Consider the following 19,652-nt stretch of genomic DNA (forward strand, 5'->3'; position numbering starts at 1 on the left):
ATAGGTTCGATTTCTACTTCTCCTTTAGCCATTGGGATTGCTGCTCTGGATGCTGCAGCTGAACCTTGTGCTACGGAGTCAGGAATATCTTTAGGACCTTGTGCTACACCAGCAATGTAAACACCATCAGTTAAGGTGTCAACAGGTCTGAGTTTAGGGTGAGCTTCCATGTAGAATCCGTCTGCAGATCTGGAGAGACCTAAGGTTTGTCTGAGTTCGTCAGATCCTGCAGAGTGTTCGAGACCTACACTTAATACAACGAGGTCGTAAGTGTATTCGGTTACTTTACCGAGTAAAGTGTCTTCTGCTCTGATAGTTAAGGTTAAGTCATCGTTTTCGAAGATTTGTGCAGGTTTACCTCTGATAAATTCAATACCGTATTTTTCTTGAGATGTTTTGTAGAACTCTTCGTATCCTTTACCGAATGAACGGATATCCATGTAGTAACAGGTTACTTCGGTATCAGGTTCGTGGTCAATACATAATTGAGCGTTTTTCATGGAGTACATACAACATACTCTGGAACAGTATGGTTTACCGATTTGTTCATCTCTTGAACCGACACAGTGGATGAATGCTACACGTTTAGGTTCGATACCGTCGGAAGGTTTGATTACGTGACCACCGGTAGGTCCGGATGCGTTAATCATCCTTTCAATTTCCATAGCGGTAATAACGTTTGAGAAACGTCCGTATCCGTATTGGTAAATGCTTGAAGGATCGAATGGGTCGTAACCGATAGCAGCTACAATAGTACCAACTTCTAATTCAATTTCAGTAGGTTGTTGGTTGTGGTCGATTGCGTCTGGTCCACATGCTTGTACACATAAGTTACATTCGATACAGTAATCTTTATCGATAGTTGCACATAATGGTACAGCTTGAGGGAATGGAATGTAAGCAGCTTTTACCATACCTACACCTTCGTCGTAGTAGTTAGGTATTTCAATAGGACAAGCTTCTTGACATGCACCACATCCAGTACATAAATCTTCATCTACGTATCTTGCTTTTTTCTCTACGGTTACTTTGAAGTTTCCGATGTATCCGTCTACTTCAGTTACTTCAGCGTAAGAGATCAATTCGATGTTTTCGTGTTTGGAACAGTCTACCATTTTAGGTGCTAAAATACACATTGAACAGTCGAGAGTTGGGAATGTTTTATCTAATTGTCCCATTCTTCCACCAATGGTTGGGTTTCTTTCTACCATGTAGGTTTTGAAGCCCATGTCACCTAAATCTAATGCTGTTTGGATACCAGCTACTCCACCACCGATAACTAATGCTTTGTTATCTACAGCTACTTTGGTAGCTTCTAATGGTTCGAGTAATCTTGCTTTAGCAACAGCCATACGGGTTAAGTCTTTTGCTTTTTCGGTAGCTTCTTCTGGTTGGTTCATGTGTACCCAGGAGTCTTGTTCTCTTAAGTTAGCAAATTCAAATAAGAATTTGTTTAATCCAGCTTCTTCTACGCATCTACGGAAAGTAGGTTCGTGAAGACGAGGGGAACAAGCTGCTACAACAATTCTGTTTAAGTTTTTCTCTTTGATGTCTTCTTGAATCATTGCTTGACCAGGGTCAGAACACATGTATTTGTAATCAGTTGCGTGAACTACACCAGGTAAGGTCTTAGCATATTCAGCTACACTAGGACAGTCTACGACTCCACCGACGTTTACACCACAGTGACAGACGTAAACTCCTATCCTTAATTCTTCGTTATTATTTTCTTCTGCCATTTTATTTTTCTCCTTGTACAAGTCGTGAAAAATATCTAATATATATAAAAATTGCAATTTTTAAAACAAGTAGTGAAATTTTACATAGTATTAGATATACTAATGTAGTAAGTCCACATTTATAAAGCTTTCTAAAGAATTTGTAGAGTAATGTTTATATACTAGAAAATAAATTCTGAATAAAAACTCAATTGGAATTAAAAAACAAATTATTATACATTTATAAGTATAAATAAAATATTTTAATAAATTAAATTAAAAATAAAGAATTTTAATTAAAATAATTTATTAAAATTTTTACTATAAAATCATGATAATTACAGGTAGTGTAATCAAAGAGATTACAGTGTTGATTAATATGCAATCCGATGTCAATTGATAATCAAGATTATAAGTAATTGCAAGTATCAATGACAACATTCCAGAAGGCATTGCGGCCTCAACAATTGCAACTGTATACTGCAAATCTGAAAGCCCTAAAAATAATACAACAATAAATGCGATTGCTGGGAAAAACAGCAATTTCATTATAGAAGTAAAAGCCACCATGGATTTGCTTCTTGAAAGACCAGCTAGATCAATTGATAAACCCAATGAAATCATAATTAAAGGAATGGCACCATTACCCAAATAATTAACAGTATTATTTAAGACAGGTCCTATAGGAACATTTAAAATATTTAGCCCCAAACCAAAAACGATAGCCCATAACGGTGGAAAAAGAGCAATTTTACGAATGGCCTTCTTAACAGTTCCCCCAAATTTAATAACTAAAACAAATGACAGTATCAAAAAGATACACATTGTTGCTATATCACAAAATATTGCTCTTAAAAAGCCTTCATGACCAAAAATGCCCAAATTTACTGGATATCCCATAAATGCAGTATTTGCAATCATTACTGTAACGAGAACACTCCATAACTTCTTATCATCATAGCCCAATTTTTTCAATATTAAAAATGAAACCAATCCTGTGACAAATGAACTGATTAAAATAACAAAAGGCAGAATACCTAATTTGGGAATTAATGATAAATCTGAAGAATAAAGTGCAGAAAAAATCATGCAGGGCAATAAAATATTCATTACAATTTTATTTAAAGGATTGATATCTTTTTCGGATAAAAAATCTATCCTTTTTAAAACATAGCCAATACCAATCATTAAAATAATTGATAAAATAGTAATTTCAATTTCATTCATATATAATAATTAAACGATTTAATATAAAAAATTAATTAAAAAAAAAAGAAAAGGAAAAATTAACTAACGATACCTTCGCTAGTAATTTTAAATACACATTCACCTTCAGGCAAATGAGGACTGTCAACTAAACGAGCAATTCTTTTACCTGCCAATCCTTTTTTAAGCCAAATTCTATAAGTGGAAGCGTGACCTAATACGTGTCCACCAATAGCTTTGGTAGGACTTCCAAAGAATGAATCAGGCTTAGCTTGTACTTGGTTAGTTAAGAATACTGCTACGTTATATGTATTAGCAATTTGCTGGAGTGAATGTAAATGTTGGTTTAATTTTTGTTGTCTTACAGCTAAGGACTCCCTTCCAACATATTCTGCCCTAAAGTGAGCCATTAATGAATCAACAATAACTAATCTAACATTATTCCCACTTTGAATAAGTTCATTAATTTTATCAACCATTAAAATTTGGTGAGCTGAATTGAATGCACGGGCAACATGAATTCTACTTAAAACCTCTTCGCTATCTAATTCAAAACCTTCTGCAATTTGTCTAATCCTTTCTGGACGGAAAGTATTTTCAGTATCTACAAATACGCATTCTCCGTCAAGACCTCCAAGTTCTTCTGGTAATTGAACAGTAACTGCTAATTCATGAGAAATTTGACTTTTACCTGATCCAAATTCACCAAATACTTCTGTGATGGATTGGGTTTCGATTCCTCCTCCAATCAAATCGTTGAATTCTTGACTACCTACAGTAATGTGGCCTACATCTTTTCTTCTTTCATCAACTTCCAAAGCTGTTTCAAAAGTAATATTTTCAGCTCTACGTGCAGCTTCAATAACTTTTTCAGCAACACCTTCTCCAATTTCTGCTTTAACAGACAATTCTTTTGGAGTAGCTGTAGCTAATCTCATCATATCAGCAAAACCTGCATCTTTTAATTTTTCTGCTGTTTTTTCACCAACACCTGGCAAATCTGCTAATTCTACCATAACAATCATTCCTTTTTAGTTGTTTAATAATATTTTGATATAATTTTTTTAGGATTTAACCTACTTTCTTCATTGTATTCATCAAAGCTAACATTAGCAATAATCTCTACTGTCAACCCGTTTAAATCTTGAAGTTTATCTTCAATACCTAATCCATCTTCAACATAATTGATAACATCTTCTTTTTTCATTTCAATTAACTCTTCAGCTAATTTATCGAAAAATGTAGCCGGAATATCACCAGTATCATCTTCGATTCTTGTAGGTATCATCAATGTGTAATTTGGTTCATCAAACGCATGTCCACAATTGTCACAAACATTTTCTTCAATAGTTGTCTCAACATTGGATCTGCAGTTAGGGCATTTTTTGAGAATATTTTTATCAGTGCCAACTTCCTTAATTGTACCGGTGACACGAATATTAGTGTCATCTTCCAATAAAGCTTCAATAGTTTTTGGAACATATATAGCTTCTTTTAATTCATCATAAGTTGGTAACTTGCTTAATTCATCTTCACTTGGTTCCAGAATTGTGGTACCTCTACCGACAACTGCTTCAATACGATTATCCATACCGATTGTCATACGTGGATTTTGTAATTTAATTGGCATTCCAACTTCCAAATCAATTTTTGCATCATCATTCCACAATACGACTCTAATAGAACCTGTGTCATCAGCAATTTCTATATTTCTAACACTACCAGTATCACCATTATCCCTATCAAAATTACGGATATCATTCAATTCTATTACTCTACCGAGGAGTATTATGTCTTCTTCATCTTCATCAACATCAGAAATTTTCTTATAGTCATAAAGTGCTTTTTCTAATGTGGATAATTCAGGAATAAACATTGCGGAAGCTTGTTCTTCTGATAACTTAATTAATCTAGAACCACTGCCAATGTTTAAATCAACATCATACATGCCGAGCCTAGTTCTGGCATTTTCAATTTGGTATGCATCACCAACTTCATATTCTTCTTCAGCACGTTCATTCCATAAGGATAATTGAACTTTTCCAGATTCATCAGCGAAAATTGCTGAGCGAACAATACCTACTGAACCGTCATCCCTTTGGAACTCATTTGTATCATTAACTGAAAGGAATCTTCCTTGAATATCAATTTCGATTCCATCATCATCAATTTCAGGAATATTTCCAATAGGAGTTGGTCTTAATTGTTCTTTTAATTGTTCAAACTCTTCAAACTCTTCCATGGATAAATTTTCAGGGTTAATAGTGATTTGTGTGTTAAAGTTAGTATTCATTGAGTATCCGCTTTGAGTGTATTCATCAAAACGAACATTACCTCCAATAATTTTAACAATATCTCCTTTATTAATTGGCAATTCAGTGTCATCGCCCCAAACAGTAACTCTAATAGAACCTGAGGAATCTCCTACATCAAAGTTTCTTAATTTACCTTCGGTATTGTCAGTTTTTCTAATAAAGGTTTTAATATCTTGAAGTCTTACAACAACACCTTTAATTGAGAGATCAGTTCCTTCATTCAAATCCCCGATTTTAGTGAATTCCTGTTCTACTTCCGGCACATCAAAGTCACCTTTGATTATTCTTCCATCCCAATGACTTAAGGATATTTCAGATATGCCGTCTCTGTTTGTTCTTTCACGGGATTGAGCTGCAAGAATTTTTACGGTATCTCCATCTTCCAATTTTAAATCATCAATTAACTCAACATTTTTATTCCATAATGTATAGGTGATTTTTCCAGAAGCGTCTTGCAAATCAAGTGATGCGACTTTTCCTTCTTTTCCATTTTTTTCATAACTTCTTACAGTTGGAATTCTAACAATTCTTGCAATAATATTAACTTTTGTATCAGGTTCAATATCAGCAATGTTAGTGATTTCTTCTTCATAAACTGGGAATTTAGAAGGATTTTCTTCTAATTTAACAATTGATGTTCTTGGCCTTAGATTAGCTTCAAGACCTGAATAACCCTCTTTAATATCTACACCTTTAATCTGAATAATGTCTCCTTCATGGAATTTCTTTAAAAGTGGCATGTTTTGAGTCCAGAATACGGTTCTCATCTTTCCGGTATTGTCCTGCAATTCCACATTACAGACTTCACCTTTTCCACCTTTACGAGTTTTGAATGACCTTTTATTTGATATGGATATTACTCTTCCTTCAATGGTTGCATCTTTGCTGCCTTTTTCAAGTTGACTAATGGTTTTTACAGCAAATTCCGGTTTTTCTGATACAACTTCAACTTCTTCATCGACCAATTCACCAACAACCATATCTGCAAATCCTGAATCGTTCATGAATGGATTTGAAGATTCTTGTTTTTTGAATTCTGCCATTCTGGAAAGAAATTCTTCTTGAGTAATTTTATCTTTTACCTTGTCATATTTCTCTAAAAGATCTTCAGTCATTTCAAAGGTTACTTCATCATCGTTATCATCACTTGAATCGGTTTCGGCAGGAATGGTCTCAAAGTCAGTGACACCATGATTTTTCAAAACTTCATGCGCCAAATTGACTTCGTCAACAAATGGAACATCTTTAAAATTAGTTTTACTAATTTGGTTCATTTCTGCTAAAAACTCTTCTTGTGAAAGTTTATCTTGAACTTTTTCATATAATTTTAAAATTTCTTCTTGCATACCAAACCCCTCATAGAAAAGTTAATTATAATTTTAATTTAGAATGTATATAAAGTATTAGAGAGAGCATCTGAAAAGTAATCGACATGTCAATATTAAAAAAAATTTAATATAAAAATTGTTGAAATGCACAAATGTGAAAATGTGAAAAAACTAATATGCATTCGGATTTTTCTTCAATACTGTTTTAATCATTATTCCTAAATCCAAACCCATGTGCCAATTCTCTACGTACTCAATATCGTATTCAATACGTTTATTAATAGAAGTATCTCCACGGCATCCATGAATTTGAGCCCAACCAGTCAAACCCGGTTTTACTTGATGTTTAACCATATATTTTGGAATTGATTTTTTGAACTGTTCAACAAAATATGGTCTTTCAGGCCTAGGACCAACAACACTCATATCCCCTTTCAGTACATTGAAAAATTGAGGTAACTCATCAATGCTTGTTCTTCTAATAAAGTCTCCAACTAAAGTTTTTCTTGGATCGTTTTTTGTAGTCCATTCAGATCTTTCTTTCCTAGGATCCTGTACTCTCATACTACGGAACTTATACATCTGAAATGGTTTACTGTTATGTCCTATTCTCACTTGTTTAAATATTATAGGACCTGGTGATGTAATTTTAACAGCAATTGCAGTGACTATCATTATCGGAGATGTTATAATGATGGCTATAATAGCAATCAAATAATCAGAAAGTCCTTTTATGAACTTATTAAAATCATCGTCCAACGGAACGTAGCGAATATTAATTATAGGAATATCCTCAATCATGTCCACAGATGGCTGTGCTGGGAAATATCTAATATAATCTGGAATGATTTCTGCTTTAATTCCTACTTTTTCGCAGCTTTGCACTAATTCATTGATACGGTAATAATATCTTAATGGAATTGCCAAAACAACCCTGTCAAATCTATGTCTTTCAAGAATTCTATCCAAATCTTTAAAAGATCCAATAAACCTAACTCCATTTACGCTTTGACCAATGTGCTCAGGCCTTCCCAATATTCCACCAATTGAAAAGCCAAGATAAGGATTTTCCTTAATTCTACGGGCAAAGGTAAAAGCCAAATCATTATCACCGACAATGAGAATATGCTTTAGATTCTTATTGTTAACTCTCATATTGATTAAAATGCTTCTAATAATGAACCTTTCGATGATTCCTAAGAATGTTGCAATAATCGCAAGTAAGAATAGCATTATTCTTGAAAAGTCCGGCTGATTGATAATGAATAAAATGGATACCAATACAAAAAATGCAACGATATTTACTTTAATAATTTGAGTTGCTTCCGAGAAAATATTTTTATAGGTTCTGCGCGGCTTGTATAATCCAAAAGCAAAATACAGAATTAAATAAACAGGTATGACAGCGATAAACATGAAAAGTGCATAAGTTTCATAGCCCAAATGGTCCCCTATCGGACCAAAAAGAGTTGTATGAAATCTTAACAATATTGAAGACCATAATGACACTACAATAACTAGTACGTCAATTAATACTAAACTGATATTCAATAATCTTTGATTTTCCTTTATCATGCTAACTACCAAAAAATTAGTGTTAATTTATATTAGGTAGTTATATTATTTAACTTTTCTTTTTAAATAAATTTAAAAATAGCTTTAAAATGCATAAAAGAGCAATTCCAAAGTATACAATGAAATTTGTAATGAAAAAAGATTCATGAGCATGATGCTTTTTATAATATACATACATTGCACGGTAAAATTCATATATCAATTTGGATTTTTGTTTTTTACTGCTTGCTCCCTTAAAGTGAGTGATTTTTGATTTTCCATAGTAAACTATTTTCCATCCGGCCTGCTTTATTCTAAAACACAAATCAATATCCTCACCATACATGAAAAATGTTTCATCCAAAAATCCAACTTCATCTAAAGCTTCCTTTCGGATGAACATGAATGCACCGGTTAAGCAGTCAATTTCGTATACTCCATCATCAGGAAGACTGTCCAAATTATAATTATCGTCCTTGCTTTTTGTTGGAATATGGAATAATCTGAAAAATGAGTTTTTAACGTTTGGAAAGCTTCTTTTACAGGCCTTATCCAAATCACCATTTTCTAAAAGAACCCTACATCCTGTAGCGCCCACATCAGTGTGCTTTTCCATATAATAATATATGCTTTCGAGAGTATTTTCCCAAACGATTGTGTCTGAATTCAACAGAAGCTGATATTTGCCCTTGGCAATCTTCAATGCCTGGTTGTTCCCGGCTGCAAATCCATTATTTTCACTGGATTCTATGAATATGACATTGTCTTTAAAGTAATCCTTCAGTCTGGATAAGCTATCGTCACCAGATGCATTATCAACCAAAAGAACTTCATAACTAAAAGGATATTCATATTCAAAAATGGAATTTATTGTATTTTTAGTTAATTCAAATGTTTGATAATTCAAAATTACTATTGAAAGGTCCATAAAACTCAACTATTTACTTTTTTAAAAATTTTAGTGTATTTATTATTAATCTGTACTCTATTTTAAAATAATTTTTTGTATTCTTGGAATTAAATTTTACTTTATTTATTTTGCTTCTCGTATTTAAACCCTCTTTAATTCCAGCCAAATAAGTTGAACCGAAGCCTTTCTTTAAAAAGAAAATGTATTTGATTAAAAAACCTAAAAACAAAAAGATAAAATTCAGGATTTTTAATGGTATCGGAAGATTCTTATAAACAACCCAAACGTTATTGCGCGCCGCCAACTTCACTTTAAAATCATTATGTCTGCTTCCGCTTGTTGCACTTCCGATATGATATACAATAGCCTGCGGACACAACAAATTTCTATAGCCATAGATTCTTGATCTGATAGCCAAGTCCACATCTTCCATATATGCAAAGAAGTTATCATCAAACATTCCAATTTCATTTAAAACAGACTTCTTATACATTGCAGCTCCGGCGCATGATGAAAATATATCCTTAACTTCGACATAATCGCTTGATTTATGATTTTCACCGGTTTTTTTGGTCCATGCAAGCAGATTATATTCATCACCGACATCATCAATCAGTTCCTTATTATCATATTGAAGCATTTTAGCCTGAACTGAAAAAATATCTTCAGAAGATGTGATTAAATCAATTAATGCCTTAATGGAACCTTTTTTGATTTCTGTATCGTTATTTATGGAAAAAATATAATCATATTTGGACTGCCTGATTGCCTGATTGACTGCTGGAGCAAATCCTAAATTTTCACTGTTTTCAATAAGGTTGACCGGAAAGTTAAATGAGTAATTTTTAATATAATCCCTGCTTCCATCACTAGACCCATTGTCAACTATTATTAGCTCCCCGATAAATTCACAATCCTGATTCAGGGAATCAAAGAATGCCTTTAAAAACTTTTCACCATTATAATTTGGAGTAACAACAGAAACTTGCATACTAATCAATTGAATTTTTTAATCTTTTCCACATTTTATAATATATCTTAGGATTTAATAAAAATAATCTAATCTTAAGCTTGAATTTATTGTCTCCTTCAAACTTTGATAATTTGGTGAATAAATCCATCTCCTTCATTTTATCAATTACTTCATCGACATCATAGGAATTATAAAAGAAATAGTTCATATTCCCAAAAATGGCTTTGGGAATTCTGGATGTTATTATTAAATCGGATAAATCGTCCCATCCTTGTTTTTTATAGAAATCTGCCAATTGCTCAAATGCAGTTACAATCTCAAAACGTCGAAATTCGGATGTCCTTATAGCTGATTTTTGATGCTGTATATAATAGTAAGTTGCTTCGTTGGAAATAGCTATTTTTTCACCGTAACTTAATGCGATTAGGGCAAAATATGTATCTTCTCCATAAACAAAATCGCTGGAAAATTTAATGGAGTTTCCCTTGATTATATCTGATTTATACATTAGCTGTACAAAATTAAAAGGAATTTGCATTTTAAGTTCCATTTCAATGAACTCTTTTGTTGAAATGCAGTTTTGTGAGAAAATATGAGGATTGGATACAGTGTCTCCTTCTTTTTTTACCAATTGTGTTAAACTAAAATCAGTTTCGCCATTATATAAACTTGACAGATGATTTGGTGATATGTAATCATCCCCATCCACAAAAACTAAATAATCACCGTTTGAAGCTTCAATACCCTTGTTTCTTGCAGCACTGACGCCTTGATTTTCCTGGTGAATGATAGTGTTTGGAATATCTATACCTTTTAACTTATCAGTTATAAGTTCTAAGCTGTTGTCGCTTGAACCGTCATCAACCACGATAATCTCAAAAGCATCAAAATCCTGAGAAATTATTGAATCGAGCGCTGTACCTATATACTCTGCATTATTAAAAACCGGCACTACAACACTAACTTTAATATTATTCATATTACCTACCATTATTTAAAAGAAAATCAACGACTCTTTTGGATGATTTGCCATCAATCACATCAAATTGTGTCTTGACAAAACTTGTCATTTTATCTTTATCAAAATCCTCATTATTAATTGCATCGATTAATTCATCTGAATTATAAACTAATTTACCTGGAACCGTCTTTTTGAAATCGTAATAGAATCCTCTCTCAGTAGTTAAATAATTATCCAAATCGTAAACAAAAAATAAAATAGGCTTATCTAAAATTGCAAATTCAATCATTATTGATGAATAATCAGTAATCAAAACATCGCTAATCATCATCAGTTCCTGTTCTGACGGATAATTGCTGCAATCAATGTAGTTTTCACTGGATTCAATAGCATCATCATAAAAATCCCTTATCTTTGGGTGCAGCCTCAAAGCAAGGATATACTCATCACCCAAAACATCATTGAATTTCTTTAAATCCAGGAAATTAAGGACATTATTGTACTTTTTTTCATCACGGAAAGTAGGGGCGTATAAAATAATTTTCTTATTGGATTCGACATTGTATTTTTTACAGAAATCTGATTTAATTTTGTTTAAATCATGATTTTCAAAATAATAATCCAGTCTTGGAAGCCCAAGAGCCTTAATTTTTTCTTTATCTATTTGAAAAGCTTCAGAATAATAATCTTCAATATTTTTAGAGGAAGATATTAAATAATCTGTATTTTCACCAATTTTTAAAAGCATTTCAATTTCATCAGGACTTGCAACAGATCCTCCGAATTTCTTAGAAGCTCCCGGAGCATGCCATAATTGAATGACTTCAGTATCGCTTTTAAAATTCATGAAAGCAAGGGGGAAAAAATTGTCATTTAAAAAAACATATTTGGATGTTGCCAATTTTTTGAAACTGGATAATGAAAGTTTATCCTTATAAAAAAAGCTAAATTCAAAATTTCCTCTTTTTTCAAATTCTTTTTTAATATAATCAAGATTACCTTTAAAAGACTCCCTTGAGTCAATAATAAAAGAAATCCTATTATTAACAACAGGAAAAGCCTTGAATAAATTAAATAAATGACCATAAACTTTATGTTTTATATATTTCATAAAAATCAGAATTTAAATTAATGGAAAAATGCTAACATTCCCGGAATGGACTCTATCATTGCCTGGATACCCAATATAAAAATGGCCAGCCCGCCAATAAAGTTTATAAATCTTGCATATTTTATTGCAAATCTAGTTCCAAATGTTCCAATCAATAACCAGCAAGAAGCAGCAGTCAAACTCAAAATTGCAAGTCCTAAAGGATTTACAGAAGCTGCAACACCCTGTGCTGCCAAAATTAAATTTTCAATATTTCCAAAGACAAGCAATATTAAAAATGGTTTTAATTCATCAATCATCTAATCATCCCTATTTGTTAAATACTGATGCATACATTGCTTGGAAACCTAAAGCAAATATTATAAATCCTCCGAAAAAATCGATAAAATCAACATAATTAATTAAAATTTGAGTTCCAAATGTTCCTATTATAAGCCAACAAGAAACACAAATAATACTTGCAATAGCCAATTTTAAGGGATTAACCCCTGCAACAACACCCTGTGAAGATAAAACTAAATTTTCAATATTTCCAAATATTATTAATCCTACAAAGGGCAAATATTGTTCTAACATCCAAATCACCATTTCCCCATATTAATTAGAAACAATATTTTTTCATAATTAATATTTACACTATTAAAAATTAACAAATTATTATATATAAAAGTATCTTTTTTTAATCTAATAACTGATTAAATTAGATAATTTAAAATATAAAAAGCCGTATATAAGTATAAACGATTGAAAAATAATTTTAAGTTGAATTTATACAATTAAAGAAAATTAATTTAATTTAATTTGATAAATCTCAAAACTCTTGACTAAATTTTTAAATGAACTGTTAAAATTATAGTCAATTAGATTTTGAAATGACAATTAAATTATTGATTTTAAAATTAAAAAAAGAGGTAAATTTCAAGTAAATTTACCTATTGGAATACATCTTATTGTAATATTCCTGATATTCTCCACTTTTAACTTGTTCAATCCAATCAAGATTATCCAAATACCATTGAATTGTCTCTTTTATACCTGTTTCAAAGGTGTAATATGGACTCCATCCAAGTTCTTTTTGTATTTTAGATGAATCAATTGCATATCGTCTATCATGCCCTAATCTATCAGTAACAAACTCTATTAACGATTCATCCTTGCCAAGTTCTTTCAATATAAGTTTTACTATGTAGATATTTTCTTTTTCGTTGTTTCCACCAATATTGTAGACTTCTCCAAGTTTTCCTTCGTGCAATACCAGATCAATTGCTGTGCAGTGGTCGTGTACATGTAACCAGTCACGTATGTTTTTTCCGTCTCCGTAAACCGGCAATTTTTTATCTTCCAAAGCGTTTGATATCATTAGAGGTATTAGCTTTTCAGGGAATTGGTACGGTCCATAATTGTTTGAGCAGCGGGTAATATTAATCGGCAGGTCAAATGTTTCGAAGTATGCTCTTGTAATTAAGTCTCCACCTGCTTTTGATGCGGAATATGGACTGTTTGGTTGTAATGGAGTGGTTTCGGTGAAATATCCTTCTTTACCTAATGTTCCATATACTTCATCGGTTGAAATTTGAATGTACTTTTCAACTCCATATTCTTTAGCCGCATTGAGCAGTACCTGTGTTCCCAGCACATTTGATTTGATGAATATTTCCGGGTCGGTTATGCTTCTGTCCACATGGCTTTCCGCTGCAAAGTTGATTACATAGTCTGATTTTTTTACAAGATCATCCACAACAGATTTGTCCCTGATATCTCCCTTAACGAATGAATAGTTATCCTCATTTTCAATGTCTTTTAAATTTTCAAGGTTTCCGCAGTATGTAAGCGCATCAAGATTAATTATATTGTATTCAGGATACTTGTTGACCATATATCTTACGAAGTTACTTCCTATAAACCCTGCTCCACCTGTAACTAAAATATTTGTCATAATAAATCACGTTAGTATTTGATTTGAGATTCTTTGAATGATTTCCATTCCTTATCTTTATCTGATAGTATTATTTCATCGATTCCATCTAATGGCCAGTCTATTCCTATGTCTTCATCGTCCCATTTTATGCCGCTTTCATCTTCTCCATGGTAGAATTCTGTGCATTTATATTGGAATTCCGCTTCATCGGAAAGCACTACAAAACCATGTGCGAATTTAGGTGGAATGTACAATTGTTTTTTGTTTTCTTCGGACAGTATTTCTCCATACCATTTTCCGTATGTCGGTGAGTCTCCACGCAAATCCACACCAACATCAAATACTTCTCCTTTAATTACGCGTACCAACTTGCCTTGAGGGTATTTTAACTGTAGGTGAAGTCCTCTTAAAACTCCTTTTGAGGATTTTGACTGATTATCCTGTACGAATTTCAAATCGTATCCTGCCTCTTTAAAATCATTTTCCTGGTATGTTTCCATAAAGTATCCACGATTATCTTCAAAAACTGTAGGTTCCACAACAAACATTCCCTCAATGCCTGTTTCTGTAAATTTAAACTTTCCCATATTATTTTCCTCTTTTTGCTAAATTAAATAAATATTGTCCATAATCAGTTTTTTTAAGTTCTTCAGCGGTTTTTAATAAAGTTTCTTCAGAAATATAACCTTTTAGGTAAGCAATTTCTTCCAAACATGCTATGTATAAACCTTGTCTTTTTTGAACTGTTTCAATGAAGTTTGATGCCTCTAAAAGCCCTTCATGAGTTCCAGTATCAAGCCAAGCCATTCCCCTTCCAAGAAGCTCAACCTTAAGCTTTCCACGCTTAAGATATTCATCATTAACAGAAGTGATTTCAACTTCACCCCTTTGGGAAGGTTTGACATTTTTAGCTATTTCAATTACATCATTATCATAAAAATAAAGTCCAGGTACAATATAGTTGGATTTAGGATGTTCCGGTTTTTCTTCAATTGATAAAACATTCCAATCTTCATCAAACTCAACTACACCAAAAGCTTCGGGATTGTTTGTATAATACCCGAAAATAACGGCTCCTTCCTCCAGAGAAGTTGCTCTTTTCAATATTTCTGTGAACCTGTGTCCATGAAATATATTGTCTCCCAAGATAAGTGCAACATTTTCATCCCCGATGAATTCTTCACCGATAATGAATGCTTCGGCAAGACCATTAGGATTTTCCTGAACTGCATACTCAAATTTAATACCTAACCTACTCCCATCACCAAGCAAATCCTTATACATCGGTAAATCCCTAGGAGTTGAAATAATTAATATCTCTTTAATTCCTGAAAGCATCAGAACAGAAATAGGATAATAAATCATCGGTTTATCATATAAAGGCAATAACTGTTTTGAAATCGCCTTGGTAATCGGATAAAGACGAGTTCCAGAGCCTCCTGCTAGAATTATTCCTTTCATAATTATCACTTATATTGTTATTTATTTTAATAAGATTTAAAAATTTCATTAATCGCACTTAAAATCCAAAAGCTCGTTTTCAGCGGAGGCATCAACAAATGTATCAATCACATCCTTTGAAACTTCACTGCTGTTTACTAAAACAATTTGAGTTTCAATGCCTATTTCACACAGACAGTCATATAATGCATCCAAATTCTTTCCATAATAATCCGGAAAATTCAACGCCTCTTTTAAATAATCATGCCCTTCCTTTTTAATCAATTTGCCATCTAATTCCATAGTATCATATTTCTTTAAAGGTATTGTAATGGTCAGCAGTATAATAAACTTTATAATTTCCTGAATTGTATACTATTCTTTCTGCTCCCCTATTGGTTCCATTTGCATTAATGTCGCATTCAATATATTTTGAATCGCTGTCGGGGAGAACATGCTGACGATTAGTGAAGGTATCTCCTCCAATGCTTTTGCCGGGAGCATAGTTTTTAAGTGGCCCTCCCTGCCAGCCTAAATTCCGTGCCTCGCTTTTTGTAATGTAATTGCTTGGCAGCTTATGAAATTCCTTAATATATGCAGCTACCTCATCAGCGGTACAGTATTGGCCATCTTCAACAACATTGCTGTTGCTATGAGAATCGCCTCCAAAATTTAAAAAATCAAAAAAGCCGGCACTTACAGATCCCATCAAAAATAAAGTGAGAATTAATGCCAAAATCAATGCTAACTTTTTATTCATCTAATCAACTCAATATATTCTTTTGCAGCTTCCTTATAATCTCTAAGCGGTTCAAAACCATTATCAACCCATTTTTTATTTTCCAATACGGAGTAATGTGGCCTTGGAGCAGGTCTTGCAAACTCGGATGCTGTAACCGGGATGACTTTAACGTCAGCATCAGCCACCTCAAAGATATATCTTGCAAATTCACACCAGGAACAGCTTCCAGAATTAGTCAAATGATAAATTCCATAATAATCAGTTTCAATTAATTGTGAAATCCCATAAGCTAAATCAGGAGTATATGTTGGAGTTCCCACTTCATCATAAACAACAGTGATTTCTGAATGATTTTTAGCTAATTCCAACATTGTTTTAGGGAAGTTACCTCCATTTATCCCATATAGCCATGCAGTTCGTATGATGAAAAATTTATCCAGAATATCCAGAATAGCTTCCTCTCCCATAAGTTTACTTTTACCATAAACACTGATAGGACCTATTTCACCATCTTCAGTGATTGGATCTCTTGCAGTACCATCAAAAACATAATCTGTACTTACATGCACCAATGGGCAATCAATTTTACTGCATCCCAAAGCCAAGTTTCTAACGCCTTCCCCATTAACGGCATATGCGATATCCTGATTTTCTTCACAGCCATCAACATCAGTATAGGCTGCCGAATTAATTACGACATCAGGATTTTTTTCACTGATAAACTCAATAACCTTATCTTTATCAGTAATATCTAATGATTTGGAAGTTGTAAGGATTAATTCATGCTTATCTTTTAAAACATCAATCAAATCATGCCCTAACATTCCATTTGAACCTGTAATCAAAATTTTCATATAAACCACTTAAAACTTTTAATATGTTAAGATATATATTATACTTTATATTTAAAAAGAAGGGAGTTAGATTTTATGAAAGTATGTATTATGGGTCAAGGATATATCGGTCTTCCAACAGCCGCACTTTTTACAAGACACCACTGCGAAGTTGTTGGAGTGGATGTCAATGAAGAAATAGTGAATAATTTAAACAAAGGAATCGTGCACATTGAAGAACCGGGAATATCCGACATAATTAAAAACGCAGTTAAAAATGAAGTATATACAGCTTCCCTAACTCCTCAAAAAGCAGATGCTTTTATTATTACAGTACCTACACCCTACATCATTGAAAATTACAGCTGTGACTTGAGTTATGTTGTTAGTGCATGTGAATCAATACTTCCATATTTGGAAAAAGGAAACATTGTCATTATTGAATCAACAATAGCTCCTATGTCAACTGATGAAACAATTAAACCAATTTTTGAAAATGCAGGTTTTACAATTGGAGAAGACTTATATCTCGCACATTGTCCTGAAAGAGTACTTCCAGGTAAAATTTTAGAAGAATTAGTTCACAATGATAGAATAATTGGTGGAATTACACCTCAATGTGCTAAAAAAGCTCGTGAAGTATATGGTCAGTTTGTTGAAGGATATTTGATGTTGACTGAAGCAAAAACTGCTGAATTATCAAAATGTATGGAAAATACATTTAGAGACGTCAATATAGCTCTTGCCAATGAACTTGCTAAAATTTGTGCTGAAATTGGAGTGAATGCATTAGACGTTATAAAAATGGCAAATAAACATCCAAGAGTGAATTTACACTCCCCAGGACCTGGTGTGGGAGGTCATTGCCTTGCCATTGACCCTTATTTTATTTATGCAAAAGCTCCGGAAACTGCAAAGATTATCAAATTGGCACGTGATACAAACAATTCAATGCCCGAATTCGTTTGCGAATATACCAAAAAAATCATACCTTCCGGTAAAATCGCAATATTTGGAGTCTCATATAAGGGAAATACTGGAGATGACAGGGAAAGTCCTGCATATGAAATTATTGCCAGATTAAAAAGAGACGGATACAAAATAGCCATACATGATCCGCATATTAAAAATGATGATTTTGTAAGTTTTGATGAAGCAACAAAAGATGCAGATTTAATCTTAATATTATGTGACCACAACGAATTCAAAAACCCTAATTATAATCTAATTTCAAAAAATATGAAAAATCCTATAATATTTGATACAAAAAATATAATAAGTAAAGTTCCAGACGGAATTAAATTATATAATTACGGGAACTTATACAAATTGAATTAAAAATTAATAGATTGATCTTTTGGAGCGTCTTGAGCATTCCATGCTTTTACAGTAGTCCATTCACAGGCAGGATTTGTCCAAAACTCATCCTCTAATTCTAAACCTAAAGCTAAAAATATTGCACAGCAGAAATAAATACTGCCTGAATTAATATCTTTTTCAGACAATTCAGCTTGATAACCATTTAATCCTATTAGCAGCCAGCCTTCAGAAGAAAAATTTTGAGTGCCTCCAAATTGTCTTTTTAAAACTTTTGTTAAAGCTGATCGGACTTGAGCAGGATTAATATTTCTCGGCAAAATCTTAAGTAAAGCTGCTTGAGATAATAAATGGAAAATACCGCAACGATATGTTAAAGAGCTTCCAACTAGAGGATATGTACCTTCAGGTGAAATTAACCTCTCGAGTTGAGCAGCCAATCTTGAAGATCTCATTAACTGTATATCTAAAAATTCACCATCTGAAATGCCGTATTTTCTCATTACGGATAAGATATCGTTAAGCATTGGATGAATTATTATACTATTGTAATAATCTAAATCAAATGATTCGCCATCTGAATAAATAGCATCTCCCATATAAAATTCATCTCTGAATTTATGGATACCGTAAGACAAACGTTCTTTATCACATTCTCCAGTAAATTCTAAAAGTGTAGCTTCAATTATAGCAGTATATAATAACCAATGATTTTCATATGGAGCAATTACTCTTGAATTTTTAAGTTCATGAATAATCTTAGCCTGTACATCCATTGGCAAATTAAGCCAAACTTGATTTTTTGATCTGAGTAACCCTTGAGCGAATAAAGCCAAATCTACTAAAGATTGTTTAGGTTCTACAAAGAAGATATAATCATTATTGTTTGGATTAACAGCATTCATAATAGCTTTTAATGTTAATCGTAAATATTTTTCTCTAATTTGACCTTCTTCTGAACTGTCAGGCCCCAATTCTAGCCAAGGAGCGATTCCATTAAAAACACGTGCAAAAGCTTCAAGATATGTAAATTTTTTAGTATCAGCACTAACAGATTCGTTAGGCATTTTTTTGCGAAGAGAGCTTTTTGCTACATTACCCAAAACAGGAAGGACTATTTTTTGTAATGTTGAAACCCAAAAAATCCTATCTTCCCAAATTGAAGGTTCCTCTTCAATATGAGTTTCATCTTTTTTGTGTCTGTTAAATAATATACCCATATGGATAGTTTTGTTTAACATATTATATAAATATTAGAAAATTACATTTTTAATAATAAAAAAAGAGTTTATATATTGATAAATACAAAATATTTATCATTATTAA

19 protein-coding genes are annotated in these 19,652 nt (G+C 32.6%); 1 reads left to right on the top strand and 18 read right to left on the bottom strand.

Annotation, left to right across the window (positions count from 1 at the left end; translation table 11 throughout):
• The 17 genes from QZ143_RS01775 to rfbD all read right to left on the bottom strand — a co-directional run.
• On the bottom strand, window positions 1-1,739 hold a 1,739-nt coding region (locus QZ143_RS01775), incomplete at its 3' end, for a CoB--CoM heterodisulfide reductase iron-sulfur subunit A family protein (protein WP_292880621.1).
• A 300-nt stretch (window positions 1,740-2,039) separates the two neighbouring features.
• Entirely contained in the window at window positions 2,040-2,945 is a 906-nt protein-coding gene (locus QZ143_RS01780) for an AEC family transporter (RefSeq protein ID WP_292880623.1), read from the bottom strand.
• A 59-nt stretch (window positions 2,946-3,004) separates the two neighbouring features.
• On the bottom strand, window positions 3,005-3,940 hold the full coding sequence (gene radA / locus QZ143_RS01785) for a DNA repair and recombination protein RadA (protein ID WP_292607441.1): 936 nt from the start codon (window positions 3,938-3,940) through the stop codon (window positions 3,005-3,007).
• Window positions 3,941-3,963: 23 nt separating this feature from the next.
• Complete coding sequence (locus QZ143_RS01790; RefSeq protein WP_292880625.1) at window positions 3,964-6,585, bottom strand: OB-fold nucleic acid binding domain-containing protein; 2,622 nt, start codon at window positions 6,583-6,585, stop codon at window positions 3,964-3,966.
• 153 nt (window positions 6,586-6,738) lie between these two features.
• Window positions 6,739-8,142: an undecaprenyl-phosphate glucose phosphotransferase gene (locus tag QZ143_RS01795; protein ID WP_292880628.1), complete on the bottom strand. Its 1,404-nt coding sequence runs from the start codon at window positions 8,140-8,142 to the stop codon at window positions 6,739-6,741.
• Window positions 8,143-8,191: 49 nt separating this feature from the next.
• Window positions 8,192-9,049 carry a glycosyltransferase family 2 protein gene (locus QZ143_RS01800; protein ID WP_292880631.1) on the bottom strand — a complete coding sequence of 286 codons (858 nt, stop codon included), beginning with the start codon at window positions 9,047-9,049 and terminating at the stop codon, window positions 8,192-8,194.
• 13 nt (window positions 9,050-9,062) lie between these two features.
• A complete protein-coding gene (locus QZ143_RS01805; RefSeq protein WP_292607443.1) occupies window positions 9,063-10,022 on the bottom strand; it encodes a glycosyltransferase family 2 protein in 960 nt (319 codons plus the stop codon).
• A 1-nt stretch (window position 10,023) separates the two neighbouring features.
• Window positions 10,024-10,983, bottom strand: a complete 960-nt coding sequence (locus tag QZ143_RS01810; RefSeq protein ID WP_292880634.1) for a glycosyltransferase family 2 protein — start codon at window positions 10,981-10,983, stop codon at window positions 10,024-10,026.
• A gap of 1 nt (window position 10,984) precedes the next feature.
• The gene (locus QZ143_RS01815; protein ID WP_292880638.1) at window positions 10,985-12,076 is read right to left on the bottom strand and encodes a CDP-glycerol glycerophosphotransferase family protein; all 1,092 of its coding nucleotides are present in this window, start codon (window positions 12,074-12,076) and stop codon (window positions 10,985-10,987) included.
• Between the two features lie 17 nt (window positions 12,077-12,093).
• The gene (locus tag QZ143_RS01820; protein WP_292880641.1) at window positions 12,094-12,375 is read right to left on the bottom strand and encodes a hypothetical protein; all 282 of its coding nucleotides are present in this window, start codon (window positions 12,373-12,375) and stop codon (window positions 12,094-12,096) included.
• A 10-nt stretch (window positions 12,376-12,385) separates the two neighbouring features.
• Entirely contained in the window at window positions 12,386-12,652 is a 267-nt protein-coding gene (locus QZ143_RS01825; RefSeq protein ID WP_292880644.1) for a hypothetical protein, read from the bottom strand.
• 352 nt (window positions 12,653-13,004) lie between these two features.
• On the bottom strand, window positions 13,005-14,012 hold the full coding sequence (gene rfbB / locus QZ143_RS01830) for a dTDP-glucose 4,6-dehydratase (RefSeq protein ID WP_292880647.1): 1,008 nt from the start codon (window positions 14,010-14,012) through the stop codon (window positions 13,005-13,007).
• An 11-nt stretch (window positions 14,013-14,023) separates the two neighbouring features.
• Window positions 14,024-14,581: a dTDP-4-dehydrorhamnose 3,5-epimerase gene (rfbC, locus tag QZ143_RS01835; RefSeq protein WP_292607789.1), complete on the bottom strand. Its 558-nt coding sequence runs from the start codon at window positions 14,579-14,581 to the stop codon at window positions 14,024-14,026.
• 1 nt (window position 14,582) lies between these two features.
• On the bottom strand, window positions 14,583-15,455 hold the full coding sequence (rfbA, locus tag QZ143_RS01840; protein ID WP_292607792.1) for a glucose-1-phosphate thymidylyltransferase RfbA: 873 nt from the start codon (window positions 15,453-15,455) through the stop codon (window positions 14,583-14,585).
• A gap of 48 nt (window positions 15,456-15,503) precedes the next feature.
• Window positions 15,504-15,737, bottom strand: a complete 234-nt coding sequence (locus tag QZ143_RS01845) for a barstar family protein (RefSeq protein ID WP_292607795.1) — start codon at window positions 15,735-15,737, stop codon at window positions 15,504-15,506.
• 4 nt (window positions 15,738-15,741) lie between these two features.
• Complete coding sequence (locus QZ143_RS01850; RefSeq protein ID WP_292880650.1) at window positions 15,742-16,194, bottom strand: ribonuclease domain-containing protein; 453 nt, start codon at window positions 16,192-16,194, stop codon at window positions 15,742-15,744.
• Window positions 16,191-17,030, bottom strand: coding sequence for a dTDP-4-dehydrorhamnose reductase (rfbD, locus tag QZ143_RS01855; RefSeq protein ID WP_292607799.1), 840 nt, complete (start codon window positions 17,028-17,030; stop codon window positions 16,191-16,193). The genes QZ143_RS01850 and rfbD overlap by 4 nt, the downstream gene beginning before the upstream one ends.
• 75 nt (window positions 17,031-17,105) lie before the next feature.
• On the opposite strand from rfbD, the gene QZ143_RS01860 reads away from it, so the two are divergent.
• On the top strand, window positions 17,106-18,347 hold the full coding sequence (locus QZ143_RS01860; protein WP_292880653.1) for a nucleotide sugar dehydrogenase: 1,242 nt from the start codon (window positions 17,106-17,108) through the stop codon (window positions 18,345-18,347).
• Here the strand turns inward: QZ143_RS01860 and QZ143_RS01865 are convergent.
• The gene (locus QZ143_RS01865) at window positions 18,344-19,567 is read right to left on the bottom strand and encodes a DUF2264 domain-containing protein (RefSeq protein ID WP_292880656.1); all 1,224 of its coding nucleotides are present in this window, start codon (window positions 19,565-19,567) and stop codon (window positions 18,344-18,346) included. The genes QZ143_RS01860 and QZ143_RS01865 overlap by 4 nt on opposite strands.
• Between the last annotated feature and the right edge of the window lie 85 nt (window positions 19,568-19,652).

The organism is Methanobrevibacter sp. UBA188 (assembly GCF_905234905.1).
GTDB lineage: Archaea > Methanobacteriota > Methanobacteria > Methanobacteriales > Methanobacteriaceae > Methanocatella.

What these genes read in the sequence shown, in the direction of transcription:
- QZ143_RS01795 (WP_292880628.1), bottom strand. Translation starts at nt 8,142, where the DNA reads ATGATAAAGGAAAATCAAAGATTATTGAATATCAGTTTAGTATTAATT.
- QZ143_RS01865 (WP_292880656.1), bottom strand. Translation starts at nt 19,567, where the DNA reads ATGTTAAACAAAACTATCCATATGGGTATATTATTTAACAGACACAAA.
- QZ143_RS01815 (WP_292880638.1), bottom strand. Translation starts at nt 12,076, where the DNA reads ATGAAATATATAAAACATAAAGTTTATGGTCATTTATTTAATTTATTC.
- rfbA (WP_292607792.1), bottom strand. Translation starts at nt 15,455, where the DNA reads ATGAAAGGAATAATTCTAGCAGGAGGCTCTGGAACTCGTCTTTATCCG.
- QZ143_RS01860 (WP_292880653.1), top strand. Translation starts at nt 17,106, where the DNA reads ATGAAAGTATGTATTATGGGTCAAGGATATATCGGTCTTCCAACAGCC.
- rfbB (WP_292880647.1), bottom strand. Translation starts at nt 14,012, where the DNA reads ATGACAAATATTTTAGTTACAGGTGGAGCAGGGTTTATAGGAAGTAAC.
- radA (WP_292607441.1), bottom strand. Translation starts at nt 3,940, where the DNA reads ATGGTAGAATTAGCAGATTTGCCAGGTGTTGGTGAAAAAACAGCAGAA.
- QZ143_RS01825 (WP_292880644.1), bottom strand. Translation starts at nt 12,652, where the DNA reads ATGTTAGAACAATATTTGCCCTTTGTAGGATTAATAATATTTGGAAAT.
- QZ143_RS01810 (WP_292880634.1), bottom strand. Translation starts at nt 10,983, where the DNA reads ATGAATAATATTAAAGTTAGTGTTGTAGTGCCGGTTTTTAATAATGCA.
- QZ143_RS01845 (WP_292607795.1), bottom strand. Translation starts at nt 15,737, where the DNA reads ATGGAATTAGATGGCAAATTGATTAAAAAGGAAGGGCATGATTATTTA.
- QZ143_RS01850 (WP_292880650.1), bottom strand. Translation starts at nt 16,194, where the DNA reads ATGAATAAAAAGTTAGCATTGATTTTGGCATTAATTCTCACTTTATTT.
- QZ143_RS01805 (WP_292607443.1), bottom strand. Translation starts at nt 10,022, where the DNA reads ATGCAAGTTTCTGTTGTTACTCCAAATTATAATGGTGAAAAGTTTTTA.
- rfbD (WP_292607799.1), bottom strand. Translation starts at nt 17,030, where the DNA reads ATGAAAATTTTGATTACAGGTTCAAATGGAATGTTAGGGCATGATTTG.
- QZ143_RS01780 (WP_292880623.1), bottom strand. Translation starts at nt 2,945, where the DNA reads ATGAATGAAATTGAAATTACTATTTTATCAATTATTTTAATGATTGGT.
- rfbC (WP_292607789.1), bottom strand. Translation starts at nt 14,581, where the DNA reads ATGGGAAAGTTTAAATTTACAGAAACAGGCATTGAGGGAATGTTTGTT.
- QZ143_RS01800 (WP_292880631.1), bottom strand. Translation starts at nt 9,049, where the DNA reads ATGGACCTTTCAATAGTAATTTTGAATTATCAAACATTTGAATTAACT.
- QZ143_RS01820 (WP_292880641.1), bottom strand. Translation starts at nt 12,375, where the DNA reads ATGATTGATGAATTAAAACCATTTTTAATATTGCTTGTCTTTGGAAAT.
- QZ143_RS01790 (WP_292880625.1), bottom strand. Translation starts at nt 6,585, where the DNA reads ATGCAAGAAGAAATTTTAAAATTATATGAAAAAGTTCAAGATAAACTT.